The sequence below is a fragment of the Enterobacter sp. I4 genome, assembly GCF_022669095.1.
Lineage (GTDB): Bacteria > Pseudomonadota > Gammaproteobacteria > Enterobacterales > Enterobacteriaceae > Enterobacter > Enterobacter pasteurii.
The window spans coordinates 130,783-149,481 of the sequence record NZ_JALBUO010000001.1; the positions used below are offsets into that span (position 1 = coordinate 130,783).

The 18,699-nt window shown below is 56.6% G+C and carries 18 protein-coding genes; 15 read left to right on the forward strand and 3 right to left on the reverse strand.

All coding sequences use genetic code 11. The features are described 5' to 3' along the window. The first annotated feature begins 304 nt into the window (after positions 1-304). From malK to ubiA, 5 genes are all read left to right on the forward strand, one after another. A complete protein-coding gene (malK, locus tag MOQ06_RS00625) occupies positions 305-1,414 on the forward strand; it encodes a maltose/maltodextrin ABC transporter ATP-binding protein MalK (RefSeq protein WP_148422249.1) in 1,110 nt (369 codons plus the stop codon). Between the two features lie 42 nt (positions 1,415-1,456). Continuing rightward, positions 1,457-2,767 carry a maltoporin gene (locus MOQ06_RS00630; RefSeq protein WP_026080558.1) on the forward strand — a complete coding sequence of 437 codons (1,311 nt, stop codon included), beginning with the start codon at positions 1,457-1,459 and terminating at the stop codon, positions 2,765-2,767. 113 nt (positions 2,768-2,880) lie between these two features. Further along, positions 2,881-3,819: a maltose operon protein MalM gene (malM, locus tag MOQ06_RS00635; protein ID WP_148422248.1), complete on the forward strand. Its 939-nt coding sequence runs from the start codon at positions 2,881-2,883 to the stop codon at positions 3,817-3,819. 172 nt (positions 3,820-3,991) lie between these two features. Further along, positions 3,992-4,489, forward strand: a complete 498-nt coding sequence (ubiC, locus tag MOQ06_RS00640) for a chorismate lyase (RefSeq protein ID WP_242169905.1) — start codon at positions 3,992-3,994, stop codon at positions 4,487-4,489. A 12-nt stretch (positions 4,490-4,501) separates the two neighbouring features. Then, positions 4,502-5,371, forward strand: coding sequence for a 4-hydroxybenzoate octaprenyltransferase (gene ubiA, locus MOQ06_RS00645; RefSeq protein ID WP_148422241.1), 870 nt, complete (start codon positions 4,502-4,504; stop codon positions 5,369-5,371). 96 nt (positions 5,372-5,467) lie between these two features. Here the strand turns inward: ubiA and plsB are convergent, their stop codons facing one another. Beyond that, positions 5,468-7,888: a glycerol-3-phosphate 1-O-acyltransferase PlsB gene (gene plsB, locus MOQ06_RS00650; protein ID WP_242169937.1), complete on the reverse strand. Its 2,421-nt coding sequence runs from the start codon at positions 7,886-7,888 to the stop codon at positions 5,468-5,470. Positions 7,889-8,042: 154 nt separating this feature from the next. Between plsB and MOQ06_RS00655 the strand changes: the two genes are divergently transcribed. The 4 genes from MOQ06_RS00655 (at position 8,043) to MOQ06_RS00670 (ending at position 10,858) form a co-directional block, all read left to right on the forward strand. Beyond that, positions 8,043-8,411 carry a diacylglycerol kinase gene (locus tag MOQ06_RS00655; protein WP_148422237.1) on the forward strand — a complete coding sequence of 123 codons (369 nt, stop codon included), beginning with the start codon at positions 8,043-8,045 and terminating at the stop codon, positions 8,409-8,411. Between the two features lie 108 nt (positions 8,412-8,519). After that, positions 8,520-9,128: a transcriptional repressor LexA gene (gene lexA / locus MOQ06_RS00660; protein WP_148422235.1), complete on the forward strand. Its 609-nt coding sequence runs from the start codon at positions 8,520-8,522 to the stop codon at positions 9,126-9,128. Positions 9,129-9,191: 63 nt separating this feature from the next. Further along, positions 9,192-10,529: an MATE family efflux transporter DinF gene (gene dinF / locus MOQ06_RS00665; RefSeq protein WP_148422233.1), complete on the forward strand. Its 1,338-nt coding sequence runs from the start codon at positions 9,192-9,194 to the stop codon at positions 10,527-10,529. Between the two features lie 119 nt (positions 10,530-10,648). Further along, entirely contained in the window at positions 10,649-10,858 is a 210-nt protein-coding gene (locus tag MOQ06_RS00670; RefSeq protein ID WP_003860314.1) for a CsbD family protein, read from the forward strand. A gap of 48 nt (positions 10,859-10,906) precedes the next feature. Here the strand turns inward: MOQ06_RS00670 and zur are convergent, their stop codons facing one another. Then, positions 10,907-11,419 (reverse strand): zinc uptake transcriptional repressor Zur, encoded by a 513-nt coding sequence (zur, locus tag MOQ06_RS00675; RefSeq protein ID WP_047052067.1) that lies wholly within the window; start codon positions 11,417-11,419, stop codon positions 10,907-10,909. A gap of 117 nt (positions 11,420-11,536) precedes the next feature. On the opposite strand from zur, the gene MOQ06_RS00680 reads away from it, so the two are divergent. The 4 genes from MOQ06_RS00680 to pspG all read left to right on the forward strand — a co-directional run bounded on the left by MOQ06_RS00680 (position 11,537) and on the right by pspG (position 14,961). Further along, positions 11,537-12,025, forward strand: a complete 489-nt coding sequence (locus MOQ06_RS00680) for a cupin domain-containing protein (RefSeq protein ID WP_176608958.1) — start codon at positions 11,537-11,539, stop codon at positions 12,023-12,025. Between the two features lie 168 nt (positions 12,026-12,193). Beyond that, entirely contained in the window at positions 12,194-13,504 is a 1,311-nt protein-coding gene (traF, locus tag MOQ06_RS00685; RefSeq protein ID WP_242169940.1) for a conjugal transfer protein TraF, read from the forward strand. Between the two features lie 82 nt (positions 13,505-13,586). Continuing rightward, positions 13,587-14,582: a tRNA dihydrouridine(20/20a) synthase DusA gene (gene dusA, locus MOQ06_RS00690; RefSeq protein WP_242169943.1), complete on the forward strand. Its 996-nt coding sequence runs from the start codon at positions 13,587-13,589 to the stop codon at positions 14,580-14,582. Between the two features lie 136 nt (positions 14,583-14,718). After that, positions 14,719-14,961, forward strand: coding sequence for an envelope stress response protein PspG (gene pspG / locus MOQ06_RS00695; protein ID WP_242169946.1), 243 nt, complete (start codon positions 14,719-14,721; stop codon positions 14,959-14,961). A 184-nt stretch (positions 14,962-15,145) separates the two neighbouring features. On the opposite strand, the gene MOQ06_RS00700 is transcribed toward pspG, so the two are convergent. Continuing rightward, positions 15,146-16,129 carry a quinone oxidoreductase gene (locus tag MOQ06_RS00700; RefSeq protein ID WP_148422224.1) on the reverse strand — a complete coding sequence of 328 codons (984 nt, stop codon included), beginning with the start codon at positions 16,127-16,129 and terminating at the stop codon, positions 15,146-15,148. A 66-nt stretch (positions 16,130-16,195) separates the two neighbouring features. Here MOQ06_RS00700 and dnaB point away from each other — a divergent pair, with 66 nt between their 5' ends. Continuing rightward, positions 16,196-17,608: a replicative DNA helicase gene (dnaB, locus tag MOQ06_RS00705; protein ID WP_003860298.1), complete on the forward strand. Its 1,413-nt coding sequence runs from the start codon at positions 16,196-16,198 to the stop codon at positions 17,606-17,608. A gap of 11 nt (positions 17,609-17,619) precedes the next feature. Further along, complete coding sequence (gene alr, locus MOQ06_RS00710; protein WP_176608954.1) at positions 17,620-18,699, forward strand: alanine racemase; 1,080 nt, start codon at positions 17,620-17,622, stop codon at positions 18,697-18,699.

The following is an 18,699-nucleotide window of genomic DNA, read 5'->3' on the forward strand; positions in this document are numbered from 1 at the left end:
TATTTGACATCCTCTTTCCATCCTCCCAGGCCCTACGCCCCACCCCCCGTTTGTGTGATCGCTGTAACATAAATTTAAGTTATGAGTGCTGGCGCACATAAAAACCCACCGAAATTTGCAGGCCGCTTCACGATTTTTGCCTCAGCCCCACAGCTGCGGTCGCAGAGCCTGCTCTCTCATCCTCCCGCCTCCTCCCCCATAAAAAAGCCGGGGGGTGGAGGATTCACGAAAGTAATGAAACACGCATAGTGAACTTATCTTGAATGTTTCTGTCGGTGACAGGTTGTAACGAAGGGAGAAGGGCATGGCGAGCGTACAGCTGCGTAATGTAACGAAAGCCTGGGGCGACGTAGTGGTGTCAAAAGACATCAATCTGGACATCCACGACGGCGAGTTCGTGGTGTTTGTTGGTCCATCAGGCTGTGGTAAATCGACTCTGCTGCGTATGATTGCCGGTCTTGAAACCATCACCAGCGGCGATCTGTTTATTGGTGATACCCGAATGAACGACGTCCCGCCCGCTGAACGCGGCGTGGGCATGGTGTTCCAGTCCTACGCGCTGTATCCGCATCTTTCCGTTGCCGAGAATATGTCCTTTGGCCTGAAGCTGGCCGGGGCGAAAAAAGAGACCATTAACCAGCGCGTCACTCAGGTGGCGGAAGTGCTCCAGCTGGCACACCTGCTGGAGCGTAAGCCGAAAGCGCTCTCCGGTGGTCAGCGTCAGCGCGTGGCGATTGGCCGCACGCTGGTGGCCGAGCCGCGCGTATTCCTGCTCGATGAACCTCTCTCTAACCTGGATGCCGCCCTGCGCGTCCAGATGCGTATCGAAATCTCCCGTCTGCACAAGCGTCTTGGCCGCACGATGATTTACGTCACCCACGATCAGGTCGAAGCGATGACGCTGGCCGATAAGATCGTGGTGCTTGATGCCGGCCGCGTGGCGCAGGTGGGCAAACCGCTTGAGCTCTATCACTATCCGGCAGACCGCTTTGTTGCGGGCTTCATTGGCTCGCCAAAAATGAACTTCCTGCCCGTTAAAGTGACCGCGACGGCGATTGAACAGGTACAGGTGGAACTGCCTAACCGTCAGCAAGTCTGGCTGCCGGTCGACAGCGCCAACGTACAGGTGGGGGCCAATATGTCCCTCGGTATCCGTCCTGAGCATTTACTGCCGAGCCATATCGCCGATGTGACGCTGGAAGGTGAAGTTCAGGTGGTCGAACAGCTTGGTCACGAAACACAGATTCATATCCAGATCCCCGCCATCCGTCAGAACCTGGTCTACCGCCAGAATGACGTGGTGTTGGTAGAAGAGGGTGCCACATTCGCTATCGGTTTGCCGCCAGAGCGTTGCCATCTGTTCCGTGAGGATGGCACAGCATGTCGTCGGCTGCACAAAGAGCCAGGCGTTTAAGCATTCCAATTACAAAGAAAAGCAATGATCTCAGGAGATAGAATAATGATTACTCTGCGCAAGGTCCCTCTGGCTGTCGCCATTGCGGCAGGCATCCTGTCTGCCCAGGCGGGCGCCGTAGACTTTAAAGGTTATGCTCGTTCCGGCATCGGCTGGACCGGTAGTGGCGGTGAACAACAGTGTTTCCAGGCAACCGGGGCACAAAGTAAGTACCGTCTCGGTAACGAATGTGAAACCTACGCCGAGCTGAAGCTGGGCCAGGAAGTGTGGAAAGAGGGCGACAAGAGCTTCTACTTCGACACCAACGTAGCCTATTCCGTTTCGCAGCAGAACGACTGGGAATCCACCAGCCCGGCCTTCCGTGAAGCTAACGTGCAGGGTAAAAACCTGATTGAATGGCTGCCGGGCTCCACCATCTGGGCCGGTAAGCGCTTCTATCAGCGTCATGACGTCCACATGATCGACTTCTACTACTGGGATATCTCTGGTCCTGGTGCGGGTATCGAAAACATCGATCTGGGCTTCGGTAAACTGTCTCTGGCCGCGACCCGTTCTTCTGAATCCGGCGGCTCTGCAACCTTCGCCGATCGTGACGCGAACGGTGACCGTATTTATGACAACGTGGTGCCAAACGACGTCTTCGACGTTCGCTTAGCCGGTCTGGAAACTAACCCGGGCGGTACGCTGGAGCTGGGCGTTGACTACGGTCACACCAACATTCCTGACGACTACTACCTGCAACCTGGCGCCTCTAAAGATGGCTGGCTGTTCACCGCTGAACACACCCAGAGCATGATGAAGGGCTTCAACAAGTTCGTGCTCCAGTACGGTACGGACTCCATGACCTCTAACGGTAAAGGCATTCCGCAGGGTGGCAGCATCGATAACGACGGCTCCATGTGGCGCGTGCTGGACCACGGTGCAATCACCCTGGCAGACCGTTGGGACCTGATGTACGTCGGTATGTACCAGAACATCGATCGTGATAACAACAACGGTACCGAGTGGTGGACCGTGGGCGTTCGTCCAATGTTCAAATGGACGCCGATCATGAGCACCCTGCTTGAAGTGGGCTACGACAACGTTAAGTCTCAGAAAACTGACGACAAAAACAGCCAGTACAAAATCACCCTGGCCCAGCAGTGGCAGGCAGGCGACAGCATCTGGTCTCGTCCGGCTATCCGCGTCTTTGCAACCTACGCGAAGTGGGATGAGAAATGGGGCTACGCGAACAACGACTCAGGTGCAGGTTACACCTCTGGCGTAGCGTATAGCGACACGTCCGCGAAAACCTTCAGCCGTGGCGACAACGATGAGTGGACCTTCGGCGCCCAGATGGAAATCTGGTGGTAATTCGTCAAACCTGACGTAATCACCTGAAAAGAGGGGCGTAAGCCCCTCTCTCCTTAGGCGCTGCGCGCTATTGCCTGGCCACCGCAGCGCTCACGCTATCAGAGGTAATAACAATGAAAATGAAGAAAAGTCTCGTCGCGCTGTGCCTCTCTGCGGGGCTGCTGGCCTGCGCGCCTGCGGTCACCTTTGCAGATGTGAATTTCGTTCCTCAAAATACCAGTGCTGCGCCAGCTATTCCGGCGGCGGCACTTCAGCAGCTGGTGTGGACGCCAGTTGACCAGTCGAAAACGCAAACCACCCAGCTTGCCGCTGGCGGTCAGTCGCTGAACGTTCCGGGAATCAGCGGTCCTGTCGCGGCATTCAGCGTGCCCGCGAATATCGGCGAGCTGACCCTGACGTTGACCAGTGAAGTCAATAAACAGACCAGCGTCTTCGCGCCTAACGTGCTGATCCTCGATCAGAACATGACGCCATCCGCATTCTTCCCAAGCTCCTATTTTAGCTATCAGGAGCCTGGCGTGATGAGTGCAGACCGTCTGGAAGGCGTTATGCGCCTGACGCCGGCCCTGGGTCAGCAGAAGATTTATGTACTGGTGTTCACCACAGAGAAAGATCTGCAACAGACAACGAAGCTTGTCGATCCGGCAAAAGCCTACGCGAAAGGCACCGGTAACGCTGTCCCTGACATCCCGGACCCGCATGCTCGCCATACTACCGACGGCCTGATCAAACTGAAAGTGTCCACCAACAGCGCCTCCAGCGTGCTCGTAGGCCCGCTGTTCGGCTCGTCGGGTCCTGGCCCGGTAACGGTAGGTAATACCGCCGCGCCTGCTTATGCCGCCCCTGCCGCTGCACCAGCCGCAGCGCCGGCCCCGGCGAAGAAAGCTGAGCCGGTACTGAACGACACCGAAGAATACTTCAACAACGCCATTAAGCAGGCGGTGAAGCGCGGCGACGTCGACAAAGCGCTGAAGCTGCTTGATGAAGCCGAACGTTTAGGTTCAACCACTGCCCGTTCCACCTTTATCAGCAGTGTAAAAGGCAAGGGGTAACCGTCTCCCCACAGTGCTGATTTTGTTAGTAGTTTAGTGCGCCTTAACGGGCGCACTTTTTTTGGCTTCGTTGCGCCATTGTTGCGATAGTGATCGTTAAATTTTGTTTGTCCGTCCTCATTTTGCCAATCTGCGATACAATGCTTTTACGTTATGTATCGGAGAGTCTCGCATGTCACACCCCGCGCTAACGCAGCTGCGTGCGCTACGCTATTTCGACCACATCCCTGCGCTTGACCCGGAACAGCTGGACTGGCTGCTGCTGGAAGATTCCATGACAAAACGTTTTGAGCAGCAGGGCAAAACGGTCACGGTGACGGTGATTCAGGAAGGGTTTGTCTCGGCTGAGGCGATTGCCAGCGAGTTGCCGCTGTTGCCGCAGGAAGAACGCTACTGGCTGCGTGAAATTTTACTCTGTGCGGATGGCGAGCCGTGGCTTGCCGGGCGGACGGTCGTTCCTGAGTCTACACTTTCCGGGCCGGAGCTTGCACTGCAACGCCTCGGCAAAACGCCGCTGGGGCGATATCTGTTCACCTCGTCTGAACTGACCCGTGATTTTATTGAAATTGGTCGCGATGCCGACCTGTGGGGGCGCCGTTCCCGCCTTCGTTTGAGCGGCAAGCCGTTAATACTGACGGAACTATTTTTGCCCGCATCGCCGTTGTACTAAGAGGGAGAAAAAATGGAGTGGAGTCTGACGCAGAATAAGCTGCTGGCCTATCACCGCTTAATGCGTACCGATAAACCCATCGGCGCGCTGCTGCTGCTGTGGCCGACCTTATGGGCGCTGTGGGTTGCAACGCCGGGCGTGCCGCCGCTGTGGATCCTGGCGGTGTTCGTGGCGGGCGTCTGGCTGATGCGCGCCGCGGGCTGCGTGGTCAACGACTATGCCGACCGAAAATTTGATGGACACGTTAAGCGCACCGCCAATCGTCCTCTGCCGAGCGGTCAGGTAACCGGAAAAGAGGCGCGCATCCTGTTTGTGGTGCTGGTGCTGCTCTCTTTCCTGCTGGTGTTAACGCTCAACACCATGACTATCCTCCTGTCCGTCGCCGCGCTGGCGCTGGCCTGGGTTTACCCGTTTATGAAGCGATACACCCATCTGCCGCAGGTGGTGCTGGGTGCAGCATTTGGCTGGTCGATTCCGATGGCGTTTGCCGCGGTCAGCGAGTCCGTTCCGCTTAGCTGCTGGCTGATGTTCCTGGCGAATATTCTCTGGGCCGTCGCGTACGATACGCAATATGCGATGGTCGATCGCGATGACGATCTGAAGATCGGCATTAAGTCGACGGCGATCCTGTTTGGTCGTCACGACAGGCTAATCATCGGCATTTTGCAGGTGGCGGTGCTGGCGCTGATGGTGGCGATTGGTCGCCTGAACGGGCTGAACTGGGAGTTTTACTGGTCCGTGCTGGTGGCGGGGCTGCTGTTTGCGTACCAGCAGAAGCTGATCGCAAAGCGCGAGCGTGAAGCCTGCTTTAAGGCGTTCCTGAATAATAACTACGTCGGGCTGGTGCTGTTCCTGGGGCTGGCGATGAGTTACTTCTCCTGAAAGCCCGGTGACGAGGTAAAAAAACGGCAGTCAGAGACTGCCGTTTTTCATGTTTTCACATATGCACCTGGGATAGGGCATCGAACCGCTGAAACATCACTCGCCCTGCGTCGAACTCTCAATCGTCAAACGCACATCCGAGGTAATCAGCTCCGCCAGCATCTGATAAACCTTCAGCGTCTCAGCAGGCTCGGCGTCGCCCGTATCGCTGATAAACCCTTCATCGCGCAGCGTCAGTACCAGCGAGCTGAATACCGCTTTGTCGAAGAATTCCGGTGCGTTAATGCCGTGCAGTACGGACAGGCGCTGTGCCAGGGTCCGGCTCTCTTTTTCCAGCGTACCGCGGTTGATTGAAGGGTTTGCACTCAACAACCAGAAGGTGATGGCATAGCGCTGCAATGTTTCGCGCGCGCCGGAAGCGAGGAGCTGCAGGGTACGAGAGCGTGACGGATTGATATGCAGTTCGTCACTATTGGTGGTAATTAGCCCCTGACGATGCATCTCTGCCGACATTTTATCGAGCTCTACCGCCAGCTCATCTTTACTCCAGCGCAGGAACAGCTCCGCTTTCAGCATCGGGTAGATGGTCTGAATATGGCGCAGCAGTTCCTCACGTGAAATACGGCGATGCTGGGTAATTATGGCCGCCATCAGCGACGGCAGCATCAGCATATGCGTGATGTTATTGCGGTAGTAGGTCATCAGCACGGCCTGCTCGCGCGGCAGAATGATGATGTCACCGATCGTATCTTTCTCGACTTCGAACTTGTTCATCTGCAGCGCGTGGTCGATTAGCTCGCTGGCGGTGGCAGACGGCACGGTCGAATCCGCGGAGTACGGCACGTTGCGCATGATGTCCAGGTAGCAATCGATCTGCTCGGTCAGCTGTTCGCGGGTGAGTGAACGCTGGCGAGAGGCCAGAAGCGCGGTACAGCACAGGTTCATGGCGTTCGCAGCACCGGCGTTGTTGATGCGCACCATGAGCTCGGAAGCAATGCCGTTAACCGTTGGCGTCAGCCAGGCCGGGCGTACCGCTTCGATAGGATCGATAGACTCGCGCCACTCCGGAACGTGGTTGTTCAGCCAGGTCATCAGCGGCATTGGCTCGCCAAAGTTTACGTAGCCCTGACCGAGGTTGCGCAGCTTGCTCAGCCCACGCAGCATCTGCGGCAGGCTCTCTTTCTCTTTGGTCGCACCGCGCAGCTCTTTTGCGTAGGTTCCCACTTCCATCACGTGCTCATAACCAATGTAAATCGGCACCAGCGTGATAGGGCGCGTACCGCCGCGCAGCATCGCCTGGATGGTCATCGACAGCGTGCCGGTCTTCGGATCGAGCAGACGACCGGTACGGGAGCGTCCCCCTTCAACGAAGTATTCAACGGAATAGCCGCGGCTGAACAGCTCGCCCAGATACTCACGGAAAACGGTGGAGTAGAGCTTGTTGCCCTTAAAGGTACGACGGATAAAGAATGCGCCCAGACGGCGGAAAATCGGGCCCGCTGGCCAGAAGTTCAGGTTAATACCGGCAGCGATGTGCGGCGGTACCAGACCCTGGTGATAAAGCACGTAAGAGAGCAGCAGGTAGTCCATGTGGCTGCGGTGGCAGGGCACGTAGACAATCTCATGGCCGTCGTGCGCTAACTGACGCACGCGCTCGGCGTTGTGGACGTTAATGCCCTGATATAGGCGGTTCCACGTGAAGCCGAGAATACGGTCGGACAGACGAATCATCTCGTAGGAGAAGTTCGCGGCGATCTCTTCCATCAGCGCAATCGCGTTCTGCTGCGCTTTCTCGTGTGAAATTTTCTTGCTGCGCGCTTCGTCTTCTACTGCACGGGCAATCGCTTTGGATGCCAGAAGCTTGTTGAACAGATCCTGTCGCGCCGGAAGGCGTGGTCCCACGGCCGCCAGACGCTGGCGTGCAAAGTGCATCCGGGCAACGCGCGCCAGCTTTTGCGCAATGATCTTATCGGTGCCGTGTTCGTCCGCCATGCGGCGCAATGAAACGGAAGGAGAGAAGCGGACAAAGCTGTCGCGTCCCAGCCAGGAGACGGCGAAGAACTTCTGAATGCCGTTGAGCATGCGCAGCGGCGGGTTCTCTTCCCCTTTTTCGCGTCCCGGACGACGCCCAAACATCACCGACACCGGCACCATCTGTACGTCCAGATCGGGGTTGCTGCGGTGCAGATCGAGGTAGTCATGGAACAGCTTGATGGACTCTTCTTTCGGCGTGTAATAGGTAAACACGCGTGGCCCGCCATGAATGAACACGTAGCGCGGCAGCAGGGTGCCGTCGACTTCCAGCGGCTCAAGCGGGTCGGGTAAATCGTGCGCCAGACATTGAGCGCGAAGCGTCAGCAGGTCTGCCTTCGAGTTATAAGGCAAAACGTACATAATAGGGCGCGACGTATCGAGCCCTAATTCCAGCGCGGGTTCTGCTGGAATAGACTTACTTTTTACCAGTACGCTTAATGGTAAATTAAGTAATTTGTAGTAAATTCGTGGCCAGCCGGACATAAACGATGTAAAGCCTCTGGTTAATAATGCAATTGCGGCGCAAGGATAACAGAAAGCGCGCAAAATTTCTGTTGTTACCCGTCATACTTGAGGCTGTAGCGCAACGCGCTGTGCCCCCTGTTACAGACGCTCTTTTTCCTGAAAGGTTCTTTAAATGGCCAATAATACCACTGGGTTAACCCGAATCATTAAAGCCGCCGGCTATTCCTGGAAAGGTTTCCGTGCCGCGTGGATCAATGAAGCCGCATTTCGCCAGGAGGGTATCGCAGCTATTGTTGCGGTGATTATCGCCTGTTTCCTTGATGTTGACGCGATTACCCGCGTGCTTTTAATTGGCTCCGTACTGTTGGTGATGATAGTGGAAATTCTTAATAGCGCTATTGAGGCCGTCGTTGACCGTATTGGGTCAGAATTCCATGAGCTTTCTGGCCGTGCGAAAGACATGGGCTCTGCCGCCGTGCTGCTGTCGATTATCACTGCGGTAATAACCTGGGTCACGCTGCTTTGGTCACATTTCCGATGAGCCTCGAGGAATAATTAAGTCCCTGGTTTTTTGTGCAGTTTTTGGTTCCAAAATCGCCTTTGACTGTATATACTCACAGCATAACTGTATATACACCCAGGGGGCGGAATGAAAGCGTTAACGACCAGGCAGCAAGAGGTGTTTGATCTCATTCGGGATCATATCGGCCAGACGGGTATGCCACCCACGCGTGCAGAAATCGCGCAGCGTCTGGGCTTCCGTTCTCCTAATGCTGCCGAAGAGCACCTTAAGGCGCTGGCGCGTAAAGGCGTCATTGAGATAGTTTCCGGCGCGTCACGCGGTATTCGTCTGCTGGTGGAAGAAGAGACCGGTATTCCGCTGGTGGGTCGCGTCGCCGCAGGTGAACCCCTGCTGGCACAGCAGCATATCGAAGGGCACTATCAGGTTGACCCGGGCATGTTCAAGCCGAGCGCTGATTTCCTGCTGCGCGTTAGCGGAATGTCCATGAAAGATATCGGTATTCTTGATGGCGATCTGCTGGCGGTACACAAAACCCAGGACGTGCGTAACGGACAAGTGGTCGTGGCGCGCATCGATGATGAAGTGACGGTTAAGCGCCTGAAGAAACAGGGTAATACCGTACAGCTTCTGCCAGAAAACAGCGAGTTTTCCCCCATTGTAGTGGATCTCCGCGAGCAGAACTTCTCTGTTGAAGGCCTGGCGGTAGGTGTTATCCGCAACGGCGAATGGCTGTAATCTCTTCCTGACAGGCCGCAGTTCCTCTGCGGCCTGGCTTATTTTCTGATTCCGGTAATTTCAATGGCCTTGCTAACTTCTGCCGATAAGGCGTTGTGGCGTCTTGCGCTACCGATGATTTTTTCCAATATCACCGTTCCTCTGCTGGGGCTGGTTGATACGGCGGTAATCGGGCATCTGGATTCGCCGATTTATCTGGGCGGCGTCGCGATTGGCGCAACGGCGACCAGCTTCCTCTTTATGCTGCTGCTCTTTTTGCGCATGAGTACGACAGGCCTGACGGCCCAGGCGTACGGTGCAAAAGATCCCCTGCGTCTTGCTCGCGCGCTGGTTCAGCCGCTTATCCTGGCTTTTGGTGCCGGCGCGTTAATCGTTCTGTTGCGTACGCCGCTTATCGATCTGGCGCTTCATATTGTGGGCGGCAGTGATGCTGTACTGGAGCAGGCCCGGCGGTTCCTTGAAATTCGCTGGCTGAGCGCGCCTGCTTCACTGGCAAACCTGGTCCTGCTGGGCTGGCTGCTGGGCGTGCAGTATGCCCGCGCGCCGGTGATCCTGCTGGTGGTGGGTAACCTTCTCAATATTGTCCTCGATCTCTGGCTGGTAATGGGGCTGCACATGAACGTCCGCGGCGCGGCGCTGGCCACGGCAATCGCCGAATACGGCACGCTGCTTATCGGTTTGTGGATGGTCTGGCGCGTGCTGGCGATGCGCGGTATTACGCTTGCGCTGCTGAAAACGGCCTGGCGCGGCAATATGCGTAAGCTGCTGGCGCTCAATCGCGACATCATGCTGCGTTCGCTCCTGTTGCAGCTGTGCTTTGGCGCACTGACGGTTTTTGGCGCGCGCCTTGGGCCAGAAATAGTTGCGGTCAACGCCGTTCTGATGACGCTCCTGACCTTTACCGCATACGCGCTGGATGGCTTTGCTTACGCCGTAGAAGCGCACTCAGGTCAGGCCTATGGCGCGCGTGAAAGCGGCCAGCTGCGCGAAGTATGGCGTGCAGCCTGCCGGCAGGCGGGCCTGGTGGCACTGATTTTTGCGCTGGTTTACGCCTGCTTTGGCGGGCATATTGTCGCGCTACTCACCTCGTTGCCCACGCTGCGCGAGCTGGCAGATCGCTATATCCTCTGGCAGGTGGTTTTACCGGTGGTGGGCGTGTGGTGCTATCTGCTGGACGGCATGTTTATCGGTGCGACGCGAGGGGCGGAGATGCGTAACAGCATGGCCGTCGCTGCGGCGGGGTTCGGCCTGACGCTGTTGACGCTGCCGTATCTCGGCAACCACGGTCTGTGGCTTGCGCTGGCGGTCTTTCTCTCACTGCGCGGCCTTTCGCTGGCTGTTATCTGGCGTCGCCACTGGCGAAACAATACCTGGTTTCCTGCCCGAAGCGATATATCGTAACGGTTAAAGATTCCGAATATAAAACCAGCTGCCGAATCCTTAACTACAATAATAATCACGTCCAGCAGAAAAGAACGAAGCGGACGATACTCTTAGACGCTTAACACGAGGACACGATTATGAATAAAGATGAAATCGGCGGCAACTGGAAGCAATTCAAAGGTAAAGCGAAAGAACAGTGGGGTAAGCTGACAGATGACGATATGACCGTCATTGAAGGCAAGCGCGATCAGCTGGTAGGTAAAATCCAGGAGCGCTACGGTTACGAAAAAGATCAGGCGGAAAACGAAGTCAAAGACTGGGAAACCCGTAACGACTACCGCTGGTAACCGGACAGTACCCCAAAGGGCGGCCATGAGCCGCCTTTTTCTTTGCCGTCAGCGCGGCTTTTTCTTCACCAGAATGGAGTGATCGTGCTGGCAGGCATCCTGATGGCGGCATGATTCCACCTCCACGCAGGCAGAGCATAAGCCGTGTGCTTCTATCACGTTATGGCGTAGCGCAAAGCCCATTCTGGCTGCCAGCGTATGCATAATATCTTCCACGCCTTCTGCACCTTCCTCCTTTACCACGCCGCAACGATCGCAGATAAACATAGCGGACGTGTGGGTCGGCTGGTCGAAAAGGTGGCAAAGCACGTAGCTGTTTGTTGATTCCACCTTATGCACAAACCCTTGTTCGAGCAGGAAATCGAGCGCCCGGTAGACGGTTGGCGGTTTTGCCTGCGGCTCGCTTTCGCGCAGCAGGTCGAGCAAATCGTACGCGCTGATGGCGCCCTGCTGCAGGCTCATCAGACGCAGTACCTCAAGGCGCTGCGGGGTCAGGCGCACATTGCGTTGCGCGCACAGCTTTTCAGCTTGCGCTAACAGCTCTTTTGTGGACTTGTCCATCGGGCACCTCGGATGTGGAAAGGGTAGAAAACCCTCACTTTATCATGTTCTGATAAAAACACCGAGATCCGCCGGGCTGTGCTATACCTGACGCATCGCAAATGGGGAGAATGCATAATGAAAAGACCTGACTGTATTCGGCACTGGCGGGACGTAGAAGGTGCCGATAACGCCACCTATCCTGACAGCAACGAACATTTTTCAATTGGTGCGCCGCTGTCCCGCAAGCTGGGGCTGGGCCGCATCGGTATTCACCATGAACGGCTGCCGCCCGGACGCCGCACGTCTTATCCCCATGCTGAAAGCGACGAAGAAGAGTTTGTGTACGTTCTGGAGGGTTACCCGGAGGCCTGGATCAATGGCTATCTGTGGAAGCTCGAACCCGGAGACAGCGTGGGGTTCCCTGCCGGGACGGGAGTCTGCCATACCTTTATCAACAACACCGATGAAGAGGTGCGCTTGCTGGTAGTGGGGGAGGCCAATAAAAAACATAACCGCATCTACTATCCGCTCAATCCGGTATATGCCGCGACCCGCGAAGACCGCTGGGTGGATCATCCGCCTCAATTTTTTGGTCCGCACGATGGAAAACCTGGGCGAAAATAATTTCCTCTTCTATAAATATTGATGGTCGTCACATATTACAACAGGCCGGGATGGAATTTAACTTAAGGAAATAGCGGGTCTTTTTGCACTTATTCACAGCAATAGTTCGTTCCTGTTTGGGTGATAACAGACAGGGTTAACTAATAACAAACTATTTACGAGCACACTGTGAAAAAACATTTTAAGTTTTCGATGGTTAGCATCGCTGTCTCCTTTTTTATGGCAAATCAGGCGGGAGCAGCCAATACCTGGACGGAAGCGCGTAGTGACGCAATGGGCGGCACGGGCGTGGCAGCAGGCAGCTATGGCAGCGGGGCGTTAATCAACCCTGCGCTGCTGGCAAAGTCTAAACCTGAGGATGACGTGACGGTCATTTTGCCGTCCGTTGGCGTGCAGGTGACCGATGAAGACAATCTTCAGGACGAGATCGACACCATTAACGACAAAATCAATCGCTACAAGGATGTGGTTGATAGCCTGACGCCCATTGATATCATCACCAATCCATTAGGTTCGATCAATCAGTTCCAGGGCGCCGCGAAAGATCTCGCTGATGAGCTGGACTACCTGAAGGGCAAAACCGCACGCGCTAACGCGGGCGCCGGAATTGCCGTCAGTATCCCTAACGATGTGCTCTCGGTGGCCTTTATGGCGAAAGGCTACGCCCATGGCCGGGTCAGCTCCTCTATCGATCAGCAGGATATTGATTATCTGCGCGGTATTCAGGGAAGCGATGCGGTGGCTGCCGGCGTGGCGCTGGACGCCGCGCTAAACGGTACCGATCAAATCACCAAAAACCTGAACTCTACGGCGTCCGGCCGGGCGGCAATTGTGTCCGACTACGGTATTGCGGTGGCCCGCCAGTTCGATCTTGGCGGCGTTCCGGTTTACGTTGGCGTCACGCCAAAGCTGCAACAAACCTGGCTTTATAACTACACCACCTCAATCTACGATTACGACAGTAGTAAGTGGAACGACAGCCGCTACCGTACCGACGACACCGGCTTCAACGTCGATGCCGGTATTGCTGCTGATTTCGGTGAAAACTGGACGGTTGGCGTGAGTGGGCAAAATCTGATGTCGCGCGATATCGAAACCAAGGATATCCGCATCCGCAACGGGCGTACGGGAGAGGTGGTGAGTTATAAAGACACCTATCAGATCCGTCCGCTGGTGACCGCCGGAGCCGCCTGGCACAACGATCTGGTGACGCTGACCGCGGACGGTGACCTGACCGAAACCAAAGGCTTCAAAAGCGAAGATACCTCCCAGTATGCCGGCATTGGTGCTGAAGTCACGCCGCTTAGCTGGCTGGCGGTGCGCGCCGGTTACCGTGCGGACATGAAAGGTAATGACAGCAACGTCTTTACCGGCGGCGTCGGGTTTGCGCCGTTCAGCACCGTTCATGTCGATCTGATGGGGCTTTATGGCGAAGACGAAACCTGGGGCGCCGGCGCTCAGCTGAGCATGACGTTCTAAAGTACACCGGAGGCGCTGCGCCTCCGGCTTTTCTTTGTGCTATAGTAGCGCCCCTTTTCCACCAGATGCTTAAAACTTCGCCATGTTGTCAGAACGCCAGACCACCTTCCCAGCACACCGTTTCTCCATTGCGCCGATGCTCGACTGGACGGACAGACACTGCCGCTATTTCCTGCGCCAGCTCTCCCGCCATACGCTGCTGTACACCGAAATGGTCACCACCGGCGCAATTATCCATGGCAAGGGTGACTATCTGGCGTACAGCGAAGAAGAGCATCCGGTTGCGCTACAGCTGGGTGGCAGCGATCCGGCCACGCTGGCGCAGTGCGCAAAGCTGGCTGAAGCGCGCGGCTATGACGAGATTAACCTCAACGTCGGCTGCCCCTCCGACCGCGTGCAGAACGGCATGTTCGGCGCCTGTCTGATGGGTAACGCACAGCTGGTCGCAGACTGCGTCAAAGCGATGCGCGATGTCGTGTCCATTCCGGTTACGGTCAAAACCCGTATCGGCATTGACGACCAGGACAGCTACGAATTCCTGTGTGACTTCATCGACACGGTGTCAGGGAAGGGTGAGTGCGGCATGTTTATCATCCACGCCCGTAAAGCCTGGCTCTCGGGCCTCAGCCCGAAAGAGAACCGCGAGATCCCGCCGCTGGACTACCCGCGCGTGTACCAGCTGAAGCGCGATTTCCCGCATCTGACCATGTCGATCAACGGCGGAATTAAGTCGCTGGACGAAGCCAGAGCGCACCTCGAACATATGGATGGCGTGATGGTCGGGCGCGAGGCGTATCAAAACCCGGGCATCCTGGCGACGGTTGACCGTGAAATCTTCGGCACTGAAGGTGCCGACGCCGATCCGGTAGCCGTGGTGCGCGCCATGTATCCGTACATTGAGCGCGAGCTGAGCAACGGTACCTATCTGGGCCACATTACCCGCCACATGCTCGGCCTGTTCCAGGGCATTCCTGGCGCGCGCCAGTGGCGTCGCTACCTCAGCGAGAACGCGCATAAGGCCGGTGCGGATATTAACGTGCTGGAACACGCGCTGCGCCTGGTCGCGGATAAGCAATAAAATTCGCTAAAAGATGGTCAAAAACACCACGCCCTGCAACACGTTGCGGGGCGTTTTGTTTTCAAAACAAAGGGTTATTTTTGGCATGATTCTTGTAACGATTGCAGCATCATTCGGGAATTCGTGGGAGAGCACCATGCTGGAACTACTTTTTGTGATTGGCTTCTTTATCATGCTGATGGTCACGGGCGTATCGCTGCTCGGTATTCTGGCCGCGCTCGTTGTCGCTACGGTGGTGATGTTTGTCGGCGGACTGTTTGCCCTGACGATCAAGCTGTTGCCGTGGCTGCTGCTGGCGGTTGCGGTGGTATGGGCGATACGGGCGATTAAATCGCCAAAACTGCCCACTTATCAGCGTAATAACCGCTTTCGTTACTAAGGGATTGAGGGGTACGTCACATACCTGCAACTTTTCCGGCAGCAATGTTTAGAACAGAATAGGATTTACTTATCGAATCTGTCACTATGGCTGCCGCTAAAGAATTCATCGAGCTGTACCCTACATACAGCCGAACTAAAAAAAGAAAGGGCTTCCCACGGGAAGCCCAATTTCTTTTCAGAACTCAGGGAATGAGCAGGCTCGACCCCTGCGTCGCCCGGCTCTCCAGCACCTCGTGCGCCCGCTGCGCATCGGTTAGCGCGTACTTCTGCGCGTCGGCCACGTCCACTTTGATTACGCCGCTGGCGATCAGCGAAAACAGCTCGTTGCTGGCTTCCTCAAGTTCTTCCCGGCTGGTGATGTAACCCTGCAAAGAGGGGCGCGTGACGTACAGCGACCCTTTCTGATTCAGAATGCCCAGATTCACGCCGGTGACAGCGCCCGAGGCGTTACCGAAGCTCACCATCAGCCCGCGACGTTGCAGGCAGTCGAGCGAGGACTCCCAGGTATCTTTCCCCACCGAGTCATACACTACGCGCACTTTTTTGCCGCTGGTGATCTCTTTCAGCCGTTCAACGATGCTCTCTTCCCGGTAGTTGATCACCTGCCATGCGCCCGCGTCCAGCGCACGCTGGGCTTTCTGCGCGCTGCCGACGGTGCCGATCAGCTTCGCGCCCAGGGCCTTCGCCCACTGGCAGGCAATCAACCCCACGCCACCTGCGGCAGCGTGGAACAGAAACTGCTCATCCGGCTTAATTTCGTAGGTTTTGCGCAGCAGGTAAAAGACCGTCAGCCCTTTCAGGAATGAGGCGGCAGCCTGCTCGAAGGAGATAGCGTTTGGCAGAAGCGCCGCCTTCTCGGCCGGTACGTTATGAACGGAGCTGTAAGCACCCAGCGCGGACTGCGCGTACACCACGCGATCGCCTTCTTTAACGTGCTTAACCGCGCTGCCTACTTTGCTGACGATACCGGCCGCCTCGGTGCCCAGCCCGCTCGGCATTGATGGGGGCGGGTAGAGACCGCCGCGAATATAGGTATCGATGTAGTTAATGCCAATCGCTTTGTTTTCAACCTGAATTTCGTTCTCGCCAGGCGCAGCGGGGGTAAATTCAACCGCCTTCAGCACTTCCGGACCGCCGTGTTTCTGGAACTCAATGCGCGTTGCCATGCTCCCTCCGTAAGAAAAATATGGTAACCTTTCGACCCACTCTTTATCTCGGTAACTCCATTCACTATGGCAGGAAACAAACCCTTCAACAAACAGACTGAACCTCGTGAGCGTGATTATCAGGTCGCCGGGTTAAAAGTCCCGCCGCACTCGATTGAAGCGGAACAGTCCGTGTTGGGCGGTTTAATGCTGGATAACGAACGCTGGGACGACGTCGCCGAGCGCGTTGTCGCGGAAGATTTCTATACCCGCCCGCACCGCCATATCTTCACTGAGATGGCGCGTTTGCAGGAGTCGGGCAGCCCGATTGACCTGATTACGCTCGCAGAATCGCTGGAGCGCCTGGGGCAGCTGGACAGCGTCGGCGGGTTTGCCTATCTGGCGGAGCTGTCAAAAAACACGCCAAGTGCCGCGAACATCAGCGCCTATGCGGACATCGTTCGTGAGCGCGCCGTTGTTCGCGAGATGATCTCGGTGGCGAACGAAATCGCCGAGGCCGGTTTCGATCCGCAGGGGCGCACCAGCGAAGATCTGCTCGACCTGGCGGAATCCCGGGTCTTTAAAATCGCTGAAAGCCGCGCGAACAAAGACGAAGGGCCGAAAAACATCGCCGACGTGCTCGATGCCACCGTTGCGCGTATCGAACAGCTTTTCCAGCAGCCGCACGACGGCGTCACCGGCGTTAACACCGGCTATGACGATCTCAACAAGAAAACCGCGGGCCTACAGCCTTCGGATCTGATTATCGTCGCGGCGCGTCCGTCTATGGGTAAGACGACATTTGCGATGAACCTCGTCGAAAATGCGGCGATGTTGCAGGATAAGCCGGTGCTTATCTTCAGTCTTGAAATGCCCTCCGAGCAGATCATGATGCGTTCTCTGGCATCCCTGTCGCGCGTGGATCAGACCCGTATCCGTACCGGCCAGCTCGACGATGAGGACTGGGCGCGCATCTCGGGCACCATGGGCATTTTGCTGGAAAAGCGTAATATCTACATCGATGACTCCTCCGGCCTGACCCCGACGGAAGTGCGCTCCCGCGCGCGCCGCATCGCCCGCGAACACGGCGGCATCGGCCTCATCATGATCGACTACCTTCAGCTGATGCGCGTTCCGTCGCTCTCCGACAACCGTACGCTGGAAATCGCCGAGATCTCCCGCTCGCTCAAGGCGTTAGCCAAAGAGCTGCACGTCCCGGTGGTGGCGCTCTCCCAGCTTAACCGCTCCCTGGAACAGCGTGCTGACAAACGTCCGGTCAACTCCGACCTGCGTGAATCCGGCTCCATCGAGCAGGATGCCGACTTAATCATGTTCATCTACCGTGATGAGGTTTATCACGAGAACAGCGACCTGAAAGGGATCGCCGAAATTATTATTGGTAAGCAACGTAACGGTCCTATCGGTACGGTACGTCTTACCTTTAACGGCCAGTGGTCACGCTTTGATAACTATGCGGGCCCGCAGTACGACGACGAATAAGGATTTTTTACATGCAAGCGGCAACTGTTGTTATTAACCGCCGCGCTCTGCGACACAACCTGCAACGTCTGCGTGAGCTGGCACCCGCCAGCAGGCTCGTTGCAGTCGTGAAAGCGAACGCTTACGGTCACGGTCTTCTTGAGACCGCGCGAACGCTCCCCGATGCCGACGCCTTTGGCGTCGCCCGTCTCGAAGAAGCTCTGCGCCTGCGCGCGGGCGGCATAACGCAACCGATTCTGCTCCTCGAAGGCTTTTTTGACGCCGCCGATCTGCCGACCATTGCCGACCAGCATCTGCACACCGCGGTACACAATGAAGAACAGCTGGCCGCGCTGGAAACGGCCGGGCTGAGCGAGCCGGTTACCGTGTGGATGAAGCTCGACACGGGCATGCACCGTCTGGGCGTGCGCCCGGAAAACGCAGAGGCCTTTTATCAGCGCCTGTGCCGGTGCAAAAATGTGCGCCAGCCGGTGAATATTGTCAGCCACTTTGCCCGTGCCGATGAGCCTGAATGCGGTGCGACCGAGCAGCAGCTTGATATCTTCAACACCTTCTGCGAAGGCAAGCCGGGGATGCGCTCGATTGCGGCGTCCGGCGGTATTCTGCTGTGGCCGCAGTCGCACTTCGACTGGGCGCGCCCGGGCATTATTCTTTATGGCGTTTCGCCTCTGGAGCACAAACCCTGGGGGCCGGACTTTGGCTTCAGGCCGGTTATGTCGCTGGTTTCAAAGCTGATTGCCGTGCGCGAGCACAAAGCGGGGGAGCCGGTGGGCTACGGCGGAACCTGGACCAGCGAGCGCGATACGCGCCTCGGCGTGGTGGCGATGGGCTACGGCGACGGTTATCCGCGCGCTGCCCCAACGGGTACGCCGGTGCTGGTCAACGGCCGGGAAGTGAAGATTGTCGGCCGCGTGGCGATGGATATGATTTGTGTCGATCTGGGGCCAGACGCGCAGGATAAGGCGGGCGATGAAGCGGTAATGTGGGGTGAAGGCCTGCCCGTTGAGCGCATTGCTGAAATCACAAAAGTGAGTGCTTACGAACTTATTACGCGGCTGACGTCGCGGGTGGCGATGAAATACATCGACTAA